The following is a 17058-nucleotide window of genomic DNA, read 5'->3' on the forward strand; positions in this document are numbered from 1 at the left end:
CTTAATTATGAACTTAAATTAAAAAAATATAAAATATTAGGAGGTTTCCAAATGGCAGTTAAAGTAGCGATTAATGGATTCGGTAGAATTGGAAGATTAGCATTAAGATTAATGATGAACAACCCTGAGTTTGAGGTAGTAGCAATAAACGATTTAACAGATGCAAAAACTCTTGCACACTTATTCAAGTATGATTCAGCACAAGGTAGATTCAACGGAACTATCGAGGTTATCGAAGGAGGATTCTCAGTAAACGGACAAGAAATTAAAGTTTTAGCTGATAGAGATCCTAAAAACTTACCATGGGCAGAATTAAACGTAGACGTTGTTCTTGAGTGTACTGGATTCTTCACATCTCAAGAGAAAGCTGGACTTCACTTAGAAGCTGGAGCTAAAAAAGTAGTTATCTCTGCACCTGCAACTGGAGATATCAAAACTGTAGTTTACAACACTAACCACAACATTTTAGACGGTACAGAAACTGTAATTTCAGGAGCTTCTTGTACAACTAACTGTTTAGCACCAATGGCTAAAGTATTAAACGACAACTACGGAATCGTAGAAGGTTTAATGACTACAATCCATGCTTACACTAACGACCAAAACACATTAGATGGACCACACGGTAAAGGAGATTTAAGAAGAGGAAGAGCTGCTGCTGCAAACATCGTTCCTAACACAACTGGAGCTGCAAAAGCAATCGGATTAGTAATCCCTGAATTAGCTGGAAAATTAGATGGAGCTGCTCAAAGAGTACCAGTAATCACTGGATCATTAACTGAGTTAGTAACTGTATTAGAGAAGCCAGTAACTGTAGCTGAAATCAACGCTGCAATGAAAGCTGCTGCTAACGAATCATTCGGATACACTGAAGAGGAATTAGTATCTTCTGACGTTATCGGAATCGAGTTTGGATCTTTATTCGATGCAACTCAAACTAAAGTAATGACAGTTGGAGATAAGCAATTAGTTAAGACAGTTTCTTGGTACGATAACGAAATGTCTTACACTGCTCAATTAATCAGAACTTTAAAATTATTCGTAGAAATCTCTAAGTAATTAGAACATCTAGGAAAAACAGAATAAACAGAATAGCGGAACTATCTAGTTCCGCTTTTTTTTAAGAAAATATAATTAGATTTTAAAAATTTTGGGAGGTTCACATAAAATGGCAAAGAAAATTGTAACTGATTTAAGCGTAGCTGGAAAGAAAGTTTTAATGAGAGTTGATTTCAACGTTCCTATGAAGGATGGAAAAATCACTGACGAAAACAGAATCGTAGCTGCTTTACCAACTATAAAGTATGTTTTAGAAAACGGTGGAAAAGTAATAGCTTTCTCTCACTTAGGAAAAGTAAAAGAAGCTGCTGATTTAGAAAAGAGAAACATCGAGCCTGTTGCTAAGAGATTAGCTGAGCTTTTAGGACAACCAGTAACTTTCATCAACGCTACTAGAGGAGAAGAGTTAGAAACTGCTGTTGCTAACTTAAAAGATGGAGAAATCCTAATGTTCCAAAACACTAGATTCGAAGATTTAGAAGGTAAAAAAGAGTCTAAAAACGATCCTGAATTAGGAAAATACTGGGCTTCTTTAGGAGATTTATTCGTTAACGATGCTTTCGGAACTGCTCATAGAGCACATGCATCTAACGTTGGAATCGCTGCTAACATCGGAGAAGGAAACACTGCTGCTGGATTCTTAATGGAAAAAGAAATTAAGTTCATCGGTGGAGCTGTTGATGCACCTGAAAGACCATTAGTTGCTATCTTAGGTGGAGCTAAAGTTTCTGACAAAATCGGAGTTATCGAAAACTTATTAGTTAAAGCTGATAAAATATTAATCGGTGGAGCTATGATGTTCACATTCTTCAAAGCTTTAGGAAAAGATACAGGAAAATCTCTTGTTGAAGAGGATAAAGTAGAATTAGCAAAATCATTATTAGAAAAAGCAGAAGGAAAAATCATTTTACCTATCGATACAGTAATCTGTAAAGAGTTCTCTAACGAAGCTCCTCATTCAGTTGTATCTGTAGATGCTATTCCTGCTGATGAGATGGGATTAGATGTAGGACCTGCTACTGTTGCTTTATTCACTGAGCAATTAGTTGGAGCTAAGACAGTTGTATGGAATGGACCAATGGGTGTATTCGAAATGTCTAACTACGCTAAAGGAACTATCGGAGTTTGTGAAGCTATCGCTAACTTAGAAAACTCTACAACTATTATTGGTGGAGGAGATTCTGCTGCTGCTGCTATCTCTCTAGGATTCGCTGACAAGTTCTCTCACATCTCTACTGGTGGAGGAGCTTCTCTTGAGTATTTAGAAGGTAAAAAGTTACCAGGTGTAGAATCTATATCTAATAACTAATATAAATTATAAAGGACACTTTTAACGGTGTCCTTTTTTTATGCTTTTAAATTTTAATAGCTCTTTTTTTAGAAATAAAAAAAGAACTCCGGGGGGGTGGAGTTCTTCTGGAATTTACTTTCTCAAATATATATTAGGGGGAATATATTAGAGAAAAGGATTTGTATTACTAGAATACCATTTTTAATGTTAAGTGTATATATACTTTTTTTTATTTTTTAACATCAAAAAAAGCATATTATAAAATCCCAGATTTTTTAAATCTTTTATCTAAAGGAAACTCTATCAAACACCTTTGAATCTCTCTTCCACTAAGAGCATTTACTTTTCTAAGATTCTTTATAGAATAGCTTTCCGTATCGGATATTATTAAATTGTACTCTGAAATCTCCTCTTCAGTATTAAATCTAAACTCTAGAAAAGATTGATACGAAAACTCAATATTTGGAAAAAGCTCTTTTACACTTTTAATGACCCTCTCGTTATATTCCTCATCTAAGTTTCTAGATACACTGAGGATTTTAAATCCCTTTACATACTCCTCTTCCATAAAGAATCTAGAGATAGCACCTGCTAATCTCAATACATCAGAGTACATCATCTCTAAATTGAGTTCATTCAGTATATTTTCTACAACCTCTCCTAACCTTCGACATTTTAAAGAGTAGGGATTTTTTCTAACCCAAAGAACTCCATACTTTTTATCTAGGTATCCTATTGCAAAATAACTTAAAATATAATTTTCCAATCTTTCTGTCTCACCACTATTCAATTCAAATACCTCTTGAATTTTAGATGAAAACCTATTGAAATGTTTTTTTATAGGATAATCTGAAGATATATAATATTTACCTTTCAATACTATACTTCCAATCACCTTTTTTAAGTTTTCAGATATATCTTTTAGATTTTTTAATTCACCAAGTCTTTTATCTATATCTTCACTCTTTTCTTTCACATCTATATTTTGGCTTTCATAGCATAAAATATTTTTATGTTTTTCAATAAGAGCCATTGAATATATAGCATAGAATGTAAAGATTGATTTTCTCATTTTAAAAGCTTCTATAATCTCTTTATATATTTTTACAAATTTTTTCTCATCTAAAATATTAATCTCTTCTAGTAGTTCTCTTCTCTTTTTAGAAAGAAAATCCCTCTCTGCAAATAATTTCATTAATTTTTCACACAATATTTCAGTTATTTTTGTATTATTAGGTTCTTTTAAAAAAATTCCTTTTGAGTTTCTCGATTCTATAAAAATACTATTTTTTTCTAGAAGTTCTCTCACTCTTTTAAAATCTTTAATCGCTGTTGTTCTTGAAACCCCCATTTGCTGTCTCTCTTTTTCTAAATTAATATAACCCTTCAATAAAAATCTTATACAATAGATATCTATTCTTTCATCCGAAGTCAAAACATCTAGTTTTGAGAAAAAATCAGCAAATCCATCATTTTTATTTTCTAAACTGTAAATATTATTAACTTTTTTCACTACATTCATATTGTTTGCTTTTAAGTATTCATTTAACGTCTGCATATTTCTTTCTATAGCGTTTGTATCCAAATTTATGTATTTCCCAATCTCATCTACATGCATATCTCCGTGCAATAAAATTTTTAACAATGTTATTGCTGCTGTTGACATAAAATCCCCCCTTTATTCTTATATATAACTTTTCATTACCTCTAATTTCCCCTCTATTAAAACCTCTTTATTAGCTGGAATGAAGTACGTATCTCCTTTTCTAACTTCATACTTTTCATTTTCTGAAGTCAATACTCCCTCTCCATCTAATATTGAATATATTTTAAAGTTCTTGTACTGTGCATCTGTAAAGTTTCCATCTATTAACAATCTATCTATTGAGAAGTACTCTCCTCTTATCATCTCCTCTATAGTTGCATCTCCACTCTTTATCTTTTCTCTAGATGCTTCTGAGCTTATTTCAATCTCTTCTCCAAACTTTATAACATCCATAGCTTTATCTAAATGTAACTCTCTTTTAACTCCATTTACTTCTCTATCAAAATCATATATTCTATATGTTGTATCTGAGTTCTGCTGAATTTCACATATCAATATCGACCCCTCTAAAGTTCCATGAACAACTCCAGGCTTTACATCTATAAAGTCACCTTTTTTTACACTAACTTCATTGAATAGTTCAGTGAAATCTTTTTTATCAACTTTTTCTTTATATATCTCTGGTGTTATCTCTTTTTTTAACCCTAGAATCAGCTTAGCATCCTCACTCGCTTCCATAACATACCAAACTTCACTTTTACCAAACTCTTTCTCCACTCTTAAAGCGTACTCATCACTCGGATGAACTTGAACTGATAATTTATCATTTATATCTAAATACTTTATCAAAAGAGGAAACTTCTCTTCATATTTCTCTACTATCTCTTCACCTACAAGCTCTTTTCCAAATTTTTGGAATAATGTTTCTAAAGATTGCCCCTCTAACTCTCCATTTTCAACGTAAGACATCCCTGATGGATGACAACTAACTTCCCAAGACTCACCATACAACTCTTCATTAGGTAAATCAAATCCTAAAGTAGTTTCAAATCCTCTTCCTCCCCATACTTTTTCTACTAAGTTTTTCTTAAATTTCAATAAGTACATTTTTCCTCCCATAATTTATATAAATATTATTTTGTCTATATGTAAATACCACAATCCCTTTTATTGTAACTCTATTTCTTATAAAAGTAAATAAAAAAAGAGGAGAAACTTCTCCTCTTTTATACTTTTGTTTCTATTATAGAGTGTTAATGTTTACTGATTGAACATTAAGAGTTCTTCCATCCTCAGACATAGGGATTTTTATCTCTCCATTTCTGATTCTTTCAATAACCTCGGCTCTTCCAGGAACATTCTCATCAAACCCTACAATCGACCAGTTATTATCAACTTTTGGAGTTAATTCACCTTTTAAGTTCTCTTGTACGTATCTAACAATTAGATCTCTAATTCTTCCACCATCTTGTAACTCTTCGTAAGAATCATAGTACTTATCTTCAGTTGTTACAAGCCCTAAGTTTAAAAGAGTTCCGAATCTGTAGTTGTTTACAGCTACCTTGTATACTTTAGCAGGATCGATTGCCTCTCCCTTTATTGTAGCATCTACTATTCTCTCTCCAGCTGGTTTTGAAATATCCACTTTATAGTTTACTCCATCAAACATATCGTAGTTATATCCTCTAACTTTTGGATTGAACGATATAGTTACATCTCCTAGCTCTGTTGTATTGTAGTAATCCATTGACCACTCCATATACTTTAATAAGTTAGCTCCAGTCATGTTTACACCCATAAGCGTATTTGTATATTTGTAGATGAATGCAACATCTTTCTTCTTGAAATCTCCTGCATTTAAGTTTGAATCAAAGTTAAATACTGCTGCTGCTGATACATCTGATTTTGCATAGTGGTTTTGAACCTCATTGATTAACTCAATAATAGCGTTATCCTCTATTTGAGATGTTGGCATAGTTGTAACTTTATCTTCACCAGTTATGTAGTCAGTTCTTTCAATAAATTTAGCATTTACTTTTCCTACTACTTTATTTGCATCTGCTCTTGACTCATCATGAACATTTTTAAATTGATCTAACATAGCTGCATCTGCATCAACATCTTTAGTTTCAATATTTTTAGCAACTATATTTTGAACTTGCCACTTTCCATCTTTTTTAGCAACTTTAATCTCTCCGTTTGAAACTCCCCATCCGTAAGCTCCAGGCTCAAGAACTGTCGTTCCATTTACATCTGTTACATATCTAGCATGCTCATGTCCTGCAAAGATTAAATCAAATTGAGGGTAAGCTTCTGCTAAATCAAATACTCCAGTTTTTCCATACTCATCTTTTCTTCCTAAATGGAATGCTCCTACAAGTACATCATACTTTCCTTCTAACTCATCTAATGTTTCCTTTACAGCTGTCATAGGATCTTCAAAAGTAAGTCCTTTGAAGTGCTCTGGTGCTGATGCTTCCCACATAGGAACGTGAGGTGGTATTCCTCCCATTAAAGCAACTCTTACTCCTTCAATCTCATAGATTTGGTAAGGTAATACAAACTTTGAACCATCATCTTCATTCTCTATATTTACAGAGATTACAGATCCTTTGAAGTTTTTAACATTTCTTAGTAAGAAATCCTTCTCGAAGTTAAACTCATGGTTTCCTAAAATCCAAGCATCGTAGTTCATAGTGTTCATAGCTTCTACCATAGGATGTGTTTCTAAGTTATTGAATAACTCAGCACTGTTGTCTTGAACAGTATCTCCGATATCCATTAGTATTAAGTTTGGATTTTGCTCTCTTAAAGCTTTTACTATTGTATAAGTTTTAGCAAATCCTGCACTTTTGTCCTCAGAGTCTATTCCATACTCATATGGATAGATTCTTCCGTGAACGTCTGAAGTTGCTGCAAATGATAGAGTTACCTCTTCTGCTCCAACCTCTCCTTTTGTAATAACTTTCTTTTCTAGGTTAAGTTTGTTTTCTGAATACTCCTTAACCTCTGTGTTTGTAGCTGTTTTAGGTGCTTCTTCTTTTTTACCGCAACCAACTAAAGCTAACGATAAAAGTGCCCCTAAAACAAAGAACTTAGTACTTTTCACTAATATTCCTCCCCTTTTCTTTTTATTAATAATATTGATACAACTGCGGTTACAGGTACAGTTGCTATTATTCCTATACTTCCTGCTAATGCATTGACAATCTCTATAGCTATAGCTGGTATATTGATAAACTGCTGATAGACCATTCCATATCCCCATATCATCATCATAAGTGGTAACGAACCACCTGCAAAAGCTAAAATTAAAGTGTTAATCATAGTTCCAACAATATCTTTTCCAATCTCCATAGCCGATTGGAACAACTCTTTCCTTGTTAAGCTGCTTTTATGCTGATAAATCTCATTCACTGAAGAGGAAATAGACATAGCCACATCCATAACAGCTCCTAAAGAGGCAATCAATATTGAAACAAATAGTAATCCCTCTATCTGCAATCTAAAATCTCTAGTTATATATAATAGTTGCTGTCCTTCTGATAAATTTAGCCCACTCAGTTTCATAATTTTTCCAAAACCAAAAGATATAAGACCGGCTATTGTTATTCCACATATTGTTCCTATTATAGCAGAATATGTTTTTCTATCATAGCCCCCTATCAGTAAAAAACTTACAACAATTATAATTGAAGAAAGCAGTATCGATGTAGAAATCGGGTCTACTCCTTTAAATAGCAGTGGTAACAGTACATAGATTATAACTGAGCCTGTAAATGCCAACGCTAAAAGAGATTTTACTCCCTTCATCTTTCCTAACAATACAACAGCTCCTATAAAAATAGCTCCTAAAAGATATATTGATCTATCTCTTCTTAAATTATAGAGCCAGACTGTAGGCTTAGCGCCCTCTTCTTTCACTGTAAATATCGCCTTCAAACCTTGATCTGCATAAACATTATGCAAAGCACTCAAAGAGTTATAAACTACAAACTCCTCATTTTTATACTTTCCTTCAAGAATTCTAACTTCTAAAGTTTGACTTCCTCTAAACTTTCCTGCCACAACAGGATCTTTCATTAAATCCTCTTTTAAAACTTTTATAACCTCTCCTTGGACAAACTCTTGTGGGAATCTAGCCTTCCCTTTTAAACCTTGACTTAATTTTGGTGAGTATGTTGCCATCATAAAAATAGAGATTATAACTAATACTGGTAATAATATCTTCTTCATTCCAACCTCTTGTTCTATTAAAAGTTATTTTGCTTAAAAATTATAACATTTTTTTTTAAAAAAATCTCTTTTTTGTTTGACTATTCAGTATTTTTTTTGTATTATTATATTGTGATGAAAAACTTTTTTAGTGAGGTGTAAAAATATAATGCCAGAAAAAAACATAAAAGAATTGCTAAAAGGTAAAACAATTGACGAACTACTAGATTTGATAATTTTAGGATTAGAAGCTACTGATATAAATGATAGTGTTATTCACACTTTCAAAGATGGAAATAAAAAAGTGGAAATAGCTTAACTCTCTGGATATATTCAGAGAGTTTTTTTTTATTTTTCTAAATTTACTCTTGATTATTCAGATTTTATGAGCTATATAAAAGTAGTGATATTAACTTCAAGAATACGGAGGAGAAATACTATGGATTATAAAATTATTAGAAAAGAAAATGTAAAAGAATCTTCATGGGCTGGTGGAATTTCTAAAGAGTTATATATATTCCCTGATGGTTCGACTTTAAACAACCCTTTTAACTTTAGAGTTTCAACTGCTACAATAAATCCAGGCGTGTATAAATTCACCACTTTCAACTCGTATAAAAGGCTTTTAATTCTTTTAAAAGGTTCTATAAAGTTAGAGATTGATAATAATGAATACTCTTTAAATCCTATGTCTCATATTTTTTTCTCAGGCGACAGTATAACTAAAAGTACAACCGAAGAAAACAGTGAAGATTTTAACCTTATCTTTAAAGATGATGTTGAATTATTAACTTTCCATATTACTGATAGCAATCTTTCAGGAGAGATTTTGTCCAATAAAGCTATCAATATTTTTTATAATTTAGAAAACAATAAACACGTAAATATAAATAACAACGAATATCTTTTAGAAGTTGGTGACACGATTATCATCTGTGGAAATAACTTTAATATAGAAGGAAAAGGTTCAGGAATTTTAATATCTTTATATATAAAGTAAAAACGCAGCCAATTTAAGGCTGCGTTTTATTTAAGTATACATTCTCATTAGAATTGCTGTTGCTAAAACCAACATAGTCATAGTTACTTTTTCTTGCATCTACTGTACCAGACCTTCCTGTTTATAATTATATTTAATATATAATTATATCACCCTCCTTAAAGTTTTTCAAATTTTTGGAGATTTTTTTACAGTTTTTTTACTAGAATTTCCCAATTATATTTATGAACCATCCTTGTGTCTCATAATCTAAATCTTTTCCACCGTTTTTATAACGCAAGTCTTTTAAATTATCATCAAACTTACTGAAGTTATACCCCACTCCAACTTGCATATTTTCATTTATATCTCTATAAACTCCAACCTGAGCACCATGCTTAACTTCATCTGTTTTTCTACTTTCTAATATATGATATTCTGCAAAAACATCCCATCTGTATATTATTTCATATGTCATTCTCATCGAATACATATTTATTGTATTACTATGCCAATCTCCTCCAGAAACTAATCTTACTTTATCCTGTCTTATTGCATATTTTCCTGCCACAGTTAATCTCTGAGTCCAATCATAAATAGCTTCTACTGTATATAAGTGAGCTTTAAAATTAAAGTCTGTTGAATCTCCTACAGTTCCAGATCCGTTTGTATCATAGATATAGTTCCATCTTGATATTAAATTTAACCTATCATTAAATACTGGTCTATAACCAAACCCTAACCCTAACTCGTAGAACTTATCATCACCATCAAAAGTTCTAGATAAGTACTCATTATTATCTTTCTTCAAAGTATAGCTATCACCATCTATTGAAACATAGTTAGCTTCTCCAAATATTGTATACTCTGGAGTTGGTTTCCATTTTGCGTTATTAATAAATGCCCAACTAGAAGATGACCTAGCTCCTGAATCTCTACCATACTCAAGTCTATGCTTTGAATATAGCTCTTCAGTTTCATATCTCAAGCTAGTTCCTAAATTATTTCTAGTTACTTTTCCATCTTCAATATCCACATCTCCTCTTTCATATAAGAATCCTAAGAAAATATTTTTTTCATATTCATAATCAACACCATAACCTTGCAACAATCCTTTTTCTGAATAATTTTTCATTATACTATTCTCTTGGAAAAGAGTTACTCTATCACTGTATAGGAATCTTTGTCCTATTGTTAAATCTTTAGTTGTATCATCTTCATTTTCATGTGTATAACCTGCATATATCTCATAATCAGGACTATACTTATAACCTATAGTTACCTCTGCTGCTTCTCCTCTATTTCCGGTAGTTAAAGCACCTCCAAGTTCTAATTTCTCTGTAGGTGTATATTTTCCTCCAACGGTTATAGAATTATTTGGTGCATACCCTTTGTCTCGCCAAACAGAAGATTGTAATTTTAAATATCCGTCTAGCTCTTCATTAAATTTATACCCAACTCTTGTACCTAAAAGAACAGCCTCACCGTTATCTAAATCTTCACTGTTTAATGTTACTAATTCTGACTCATCCTCTTTTTCTTCTACATACTTAACTTCAAATCCAATATCTAATTTTTCTGTCACTTCTCTATTTATTCCTAAAGAAATCTCCTTTTGCTCTTGGAAACCTTCTTTTTTTCCGAGATCATCAAAATCAGTTTCTTTATATTTTGTAGCTTCTGTAAAGAGTAGAGTTTTCTCATTAATTTTATGCTCTGCTCTAAAACCAATCTCCTCTTTTTCTAAACCACTAGCCTCTGACGCTGTTGAGAATTCCTTATCTTTTCTAGAATACCAAAAAAGTAAATTGTCATCTAAATTAAACTTTTCACTATAATCACTTGGTGCTAAACTTGCCTCAATATAATAGGCTTGACCTTTTCCATTTTCATTTATTATTGGTTGCTGAATAAAATCATAACCACCATTATATGAAAACCAATTTGAATCTTTAGTTAGCTGATTTCCTTCACTTTCCGAATATTCTCCTTTAATATACGTTCCATTAGATTTTTTCAGTGTTAAATCTGCACTTTTCAATTCATAGTCTGCTAATGAACCTTTTCTATTTTCTTTAACATAAGTTCCACCAACACCTATATTATCAGTTAGCCAAGTTTTACCTCTTCCACCTGCTGTTAAATTTGAAATATTATCTGCTGAAGAATAGAATTCATAATCCGCTATTAAATAAATATTTTTTTCTCCTGATGGAGTATTTTTTACTATATCTGTATTTTTTTCTGAGAAGTAGTTTTGACTCAGAGGTTCTGAAAGAATAACTCTTCCCGACAGCTCATTTATTGTATAGTCTGCCCCTTCTGTTAGAGTTACTCTATCTAGAATTCTACCTGTTTTCTTATCTTTTATTTCTATTGTTAACTTTGCACTTCCTATTACTATATCTCTTTCACTCAAAGCGTAAATACTTCCTCCAGTTCCCAAGAAAGAATCTCTTTTATAACTTGTGTCAGGATTAGCTGCAAAGACTTCTATGTGGTGTTTCGATTCTCCAAATGGATTTATCTCCAAACTATTGTATTCACCTCTAGCTCCATAAAGACTACGATTATAATTATTAAAGAATCCTGAATCTAAACCTGTTTCATAGTTCCCCCATAAAACTTGAGATTTATCCCAATCAACTCTTAAATACGCCTTACCCTCAGTTTCAACATCATAATAACGCTCTGATTCATCTCCATAGTCAAACGGTAAATACTGTCTATCGAGCTTTCTAAAAATAGCATTTTTATCTCTCATATGGAAATCACTAAACATATTTTTTATTTCATCTTCCCAAGTATCAGCTTGAGCTGTTATTTTATACTTATCTTTTATTCCTTTATAATAAAAAGCTAGTCTTCCAGTATTATAGTAACTCTCTCTAAAATCTGGATCATTTTGAAGAATTGAATCACTTCCAGATATTCTATTGTTCCCTAAAGTAAAGTCTGCTAAAGCTACTAAATACTCATAATCTTTAACTGTTTCTACTTCTATCGGATAGTGTTTATGCTTTCCATCCTTTTCAATTTCAAAATTATATACTTTTGAAGTTTCATCTGAAACAGTTTCATAAATAAAATCTCCTGTCGAGTCTAACTCAATATTTTGATTATCAATTTTTACTATTGATTTTGGATCAATATCCCTACCGTAGAATCTAATTTTAGATCCTACGATGGGTATATTTTGTAAAGCCAAATCATTTGTTCCATAGACTTTCTCTTTTATTGAGCTATCATCTTCATTTAATTTACTTATTACCATATCATTTAAATTTAGTGTCTTTATATCTGTTTCATCATAAGTTCCATTTTCACCATAAACTCTAAGAACATAATATAGTTTATTTACATTCTTTAAGTTTTGATTTTTTGAAACTAAACCATCCCATACTATTGGAGTATTAAAATCTATTCTCTCTCCAATTACTTTTCCTATAGGATTTCTTCTTAATACATCCCCTTCTTTATATATTAGCAGTTCATAACTTTTAATACTTTTATCATAGTTTGTATATGTATAGAAAACAACCTCTTCTTTTATATTCCCCATTCCGTCAACCAAAACATATGGTTTCGTAAGTATATTCAATCTTGGATCTACTGCTACTGGATCTACTATACTATAGATAACACCTCTTCTATTTTCTAAAAAAGCTCTACCTTTATATGTTAAATCCTCTGTTTCTGGTAAACGACTCTCTTTAACAAAAGGTGAATCAAGTTCCAGTTTCTGGAACTCAACACCTCTTACATTTTCTTCTGAATCACTCCATTTTTCATTTTGTAAATTTTGAGTTGATACTGTTTCAATTATTTCATACTCTTCAAAAGAGTTTGGAGGTTCAATTACTTGAGCACTTGCTGTTGTTATTATAAGTCCTAGTAAAATCAAACATATACTCCAATTACTTTGTAAGTGATTACTCATCTATATCGCCTCCTTTTTGCTTTGAATAAATTGAACTTTTACTTTTTCATCACTCAAATACTCTTTTAAAGCTTTCAACAACTCTTGTTTTCTCTTTTCATCTAACTCTTTATTATCGCTTCTATTTAATTCAACTAATAAATGATCTTTAGATTTTAACTTTTTCATAATTTCACTAAAAACATCTTTATAGACAACAGGCTTTATTTCTGACGAATTTTCATAGAATAAGATTCCTGGGAAAACTCTAACTCTCAGTAATTTTGTTCCATCCTGTTTTGTTTCGTAAGTTGTTCTAGGTAAAACTACTCCAAAGTTATATTTGATCATCGTTGTTCCCAATCTTTGAACTTTTGGATTTTCTGTTGTAAATATGCTTCCGATAGGTAATGTTGTTGCATCAACTTTTAAAATATAATTTTTACCTTTTTTATCAGAAACTTCCGGTATATGGAATCTTCCATATTGATCTGTTATTATTACCAATCCTTCAACATTAGCAACTCTTACTCCTGGAATCCCCTCCTCTATTAATCCTGTGTTTATTATAGTTATCTTTTGATAATATTTAATTTTATTATCTCTATTTTTATTAGTAGCTTTTTTAAGTATTTGTCTTCTTAAGACGATATTTTGCGATACCATACCTTTAGCTTTTAAGCCCGTATGATTAGTTATAACTCTATTATCTTTTGTTAGAGTTATATCTGTTCCTTCTGCTGTGGTAACTCTAATATCTCCTAAGTTTGAAACATCATTTAATCCTGTGTAAATTTCAACTTTGCTCTTCTCTAAATCTTCTCTTTCACTCATTCTACCATGTAGAATCTCTTTTAACTTTATTCCTCTTTCTAAAGGAACACTCTGGTCTTTAATAGCTTTTGTAATCCCATCAACTATATAGTATGTGCTATTTGGAACATATAAATTTTCTGGAATATCTTGTTTTATTGATATACCTGTTGCTCTATTGTCATCTTGAATTCCGTCTCCATCTCTATCATGGAATACTTTTCCAATTACAGTTGTTGTTTCAAACAATGGATCTTCAACTACATCAACTTCTGCTGCATCTTCGTTTGAAACTGGTTTTCCTGATGTATTCGTTACAACTGCTACGTTTTTATAAGTTCCTCTTACCACTCCAATCGATACTTTTGTTAAATAAACCACTTCAATTTGTTCTTTACTTTCTAAATCGAATGGTCCAATAACAATTGTATTTCCTTCGTAAGTAACATCAATAGTTCCAACTTTCTCTCCATTTTTGATTATTCCTAAAGAATCCTCAATATATTTGAATCCAGCTGGCGGTGTATCTTTTATGTAAAGATTTTTAATCGGCTGACTTTCGTTATTTGTAATTACTAAACTATAAGGTACAAATTTACCGATTGATGTTTCTTTTACTCCTGCCTCTTTATCTATTGATACTAAAGGTTTTTTAACTTTTACCTCTGCTTCTGCTTCTATTTCAGGTAATCCAACAATAGCTACTTTAGCTATATTTCTAACTTTTTGTACATTTAAATCTAATGATGTTTTAGCTTTAATTGTATAAGTTAACGTTTCACCTGGAGCTATTTCTGCATCCGTAATATTTAAGTTAATATTTGGACCCGGAATAGTTCCTATTAGTGAATTAGGTCCTGCAACTCCTGTTATAGACCAACTTGTATAAGCTGGTATCTTTGATCCACTATTCGATAACTCTGTCATTTCAGATATGTTATCTATTACAGTGAAGTTTAATGCTCTTGTCGATCCACTATTCTTAACTTTTATAATGTACTCTACCTCTTCACCTAATAAAACTTGGTCTTGAGTTGCTACTTTCGTTAGTTCTAGTTGCATAGCTTTTCCAACTACATCGGCGATATCACTTACAGGTATATCTAAATCATATCCACCATCATTTTGTTGATCATAATTTGCTGATGCTGTATTCGTTATTTTTTCACCACTTTTTAACGAAACATTATTTTTTACAGTTGCTTTTATTTTTACTACCGCTTCTGTATTTATTCTTGATATTTTGATTTCAGAAGTTGAACCATTTATATCTCCAGTGTAAGCTATATCACTTTCACCTTCTTTTACAGAAACTATTTTAATTGTTTCTGGATCAAATAATACCTCTCCTAACTCATTTTTAATCTCAGAAACCTTATCAATCAACTGTACATTAAATACTATTTTGTCTGTTTTTAATTTAATTGTGTATGTTACCTCTTCGCCATTTACAATTTTATCATCAGATTCTAACTGGGTAAGTACAGTTTTTTCTATAGCTATCACTGGTTTTCTTGGAGTTGACGTCACTTCAGATTCTAAGTTTTTATCTTCTCCAAAACCATCTTGACTTAAAATTTTAGCTTTAGCTATATTTACTATACTACCAACTATCGAATCTTTAACTTGAACTTCTATTATATAAGTTATTTTTGATTTTGGTTTCATATCTAACTTATCTACTATATTTCCTTGAGCCGTTTCAATCGGTGTAACTCTTACTGAATTTTCTGGTTCAATTAATCTAGTTATAGTCGATTCTGACTCAAACGGATAAACCATTTCTCCTAAGTTATTTAGAGATCTAATATCGTTAATTATGTCCGTACCTTCAATTCCTATTAGATTATTATCACCTAAATTTTCTAAAACTACTGTATAAACTAACTTTTCTGAAGGATTAAACTCTTTTAAATCAACTGTTTTAGTCAATGTAACTTCTGGTATTTTTGCAAATACTTTTACTTTTGTTTCAATAACCTCTTCTTTTTCCCCAACTTTAATGCTTAAAATAGCTTTATTTTCTATTATAGATACTGCTTCTGTCGACACTCTTATTTTTGCAATAAATGTAATTGTGCTTCCATTTTTTATATCTATCTCAGCTTTTAAATTTGGACTGTCTTCTAATATTGTAATTGAGTTTTCAGAGTTTGAAGATATATACTCAATTGATAAAGTTCCGTCTTCAAATGCTGCTCCTAAGTCTCCATTTGGATACAATTTAGTTTGAACTTCTGTAAACATATCCGTTAATTTTGCATTTCTAATCCATCCATCTCCATTATTACTTACAACTATAGTGTATTCAACCTCTTCTCCTGGAGAATATAGATATGTTGATGTATTTGGTAATAATGTTTTCGTTTTAACTGTTTTTGTCAATCCAAGAAGCCCAATTTTTCCAGTTGAAACAGCTTGTTTTACTATCTCTTTTTCTACTATTCCACCTTCTCCTTGCTCAGTATACTTACCTATCGCTGTATTCACTAGCGTTCCAAATACATTAGGTTTTGTTTGCGCCGATAACTTCAATACTACTTCATCTCCAACTCCTAAATCTAGTATCGCTTTATATGTATCTCCTTCACTTGAGTCTTTAACTAACTCCTCTTTTAACACCGATGTTACTGGTATTTCTAAAGAAACTCTTTGCCAAGATACAAATGCTAAGCCTGTCGATGAGCTCTCTCCTGCTATCTCTCCTACAATTTTTCCAATTTCATCAGTTAATACAAAGTTTGGTATTATTGATAACCCTGGGTTTTTCATTCTTATTGTGTATTCTAATGTATCTCCTGAGTTATATTCTGCTTTATCTACAACTTTTGTTAATTCTGGTATAGATTGAGCACTTTTAATAGTTGCTTCTCTTTCATAACTCTCTTTTCCATCTGGATAACTAAATGATGCTATATTTTTTATATCACCATATATGTTACTTTCTGCTATTCCTTTAATTTCTATTATTATTTTTGTAGCTTTCCCTATATCTACTACTACATCTGGTATATTCATACCATCTTCTAAAATCAATAGACTTTCTATATTAGAGTTTTCTACATCTCCTTCTACTCTTGATGTTATCTTCCATCCTGGTTTAAAGGCTGGTGTAGTTCCTCCTCCAACTTTGTCTGCTACAATATTAGCTATAAAATCTCTCAATGTAATATTATTAGCCACATTTTCAGTAGAGATATTCTCTAGTACAACTCTAAATCCAATCTCTCCATTTG

Annotated in this window: 10 protein-coding genes; 4 read left to right on the forward strand and 6 right to left on the reverse strand. The window is 31.5% G+C overall.

Features of this window, described 5'->3' with window-relative positions:
* Positions 1–51: 51 nt before the first annotated feature.
* Together gap and Q0O83_RS08170 are read left to right on the forward strand one after the other, a co-directional pair.
* Entirely contained in the window at positions 52–1059 is a 1008-nt protein-coding gene (gene gap, locus Q0O83_RS08165; RefSeq protein ID WP_294096073.1) for a type I glyceraldehyde-3-phosphate dehydrogenase, read from the forward strand.
* A gap of 109 nt (positions 1060–1168) precedes the next feature.
* Complete coding sequence (locus Q0O83_RS08170) at positions 1169–2368, forward strand: phosphoglycerate kinase (RefSeq protein ID WP_047383340.1); 1200 nt, start codon at positions 1169–1171, stop codon at positions 2366–2368.
* Positions 2369–2606: 238 nt separating this feature from the next.
* Here Q0O83_RS08170 and Q0O83_RS08175 read toward each other — a convergent pair whose 3' ends face one another.
* The 4 genes from Q0O83_RS08175 to Q0O83_RS08190 all read right to left on the reverse strand — a co-directional run bounded on the left by Q0O83_RS08175 (position 2607) and on the right by Q0O83_RS08190 (position 8132).
* The gene (locus tag Q0O83_RS08175; RefSeq protein ID WP_294096076.1) at positions 2607–4016 is read right to left on the reverse strand and encodes a hypothetical protein; all 1410 of its coding nucleotides are present in this window, start codon (positions 4014–4016) and stop codon (positions 2607–2609) included.
* An 18-nt stretch (positions 4017–4034) separates the two neighbouring features.
* Positions 4035–5003, reverse strand: coding sequence for a type I phosphomannose isomerase catalytic subunit (locus Q0O83_RS08180; protein ID WP_294096078.1), 969 nt, complete (start codon positions 5001–5003; stop codon positions 4035–4037).
* 136 nt (positions 5004–5139) lie between these two features.
* Positions 5140–7005, reverse strand: coding sequence for a 5'-nucleotidase C-terminal domain-containing protein (locus Q0O83_RS08185; RefSeq protein ID WP_294096081.1), 1866 nt, complete (start codon positions 7003–7005; stop codon positions 5140–5142).
* The gene (locus Q0O83_RS08190; protein ID WP_047383334.1) at positions 7005–8132 is read right to left on the reverse strand and encodes a YibE/F family protein; all 1128 of its coding nucleotides are present in this window, start codon (positions 8130–8132) and stop codon (positions 7005–7007) included. The genes Q0O83_RS08185 and Q0O83_RS08190 overlap by 1 nt, the downstream gene beginning before the upstream one ends.
* A gap of 148 nt (positions 8133–8280) precedes the next feature.
* On the opposite strand from Q0O83_RS08190, the gene Q0O83_RS08195 reads away from it, so the two are divergent.
* Complete coding sequence (locus Q0O83_RS08195; protein WP_156111946.1) at positions 8281–8430, forward strand: hypothetical protein; 150 nt, start codon at positions 8281–8283, stop codon at positions 8428–8430.
* A gap of 120 nt (positions 8431–8550) precedes the next feature.
* Complete coding sequence (locus Q0O83_RS08200) at positions 8551–9111, forward strand: HutD family protein (protein ID WP_052191764.1); 561 nt, start codon at positions 8551–8553, stop codon at positions 9109–9111.
* Between the two features lie 202 nt (positions 9112–9313).
* Here the strand turns inward: Q0O83_RS08200 and Q0O83_RS08205 are convergent, their stop codons facing one another.
* Both Q0O83_RS08205 and Q0O83_RS08210 read right to left on the reverse strand, forming a co-directional pair.
* Entirely contained in the window at positions 9314–13030 is a 3717-nt protein-coding gene (locus Q0O83_RS08205) for a hypothetical protein (protein WP_294096085.1), read from the reverse strand.
* The coding region (locus Q0O83_RS08210; protein ID WP_294096087.1) for a hypothetical protein at positions 13031–17058 on the reverse strand (4028 nt) is incomplete at its 5' end.

It is taken from the genome of uncultured Cetobacterium sp., assembly GCF_945952365.1.
Classification (GTDB): Bacteria; Fusobacteriota; Fusobacteriia; order Fusobacteriales; family Fusobacteriaceae; genus Cetobacterium_A.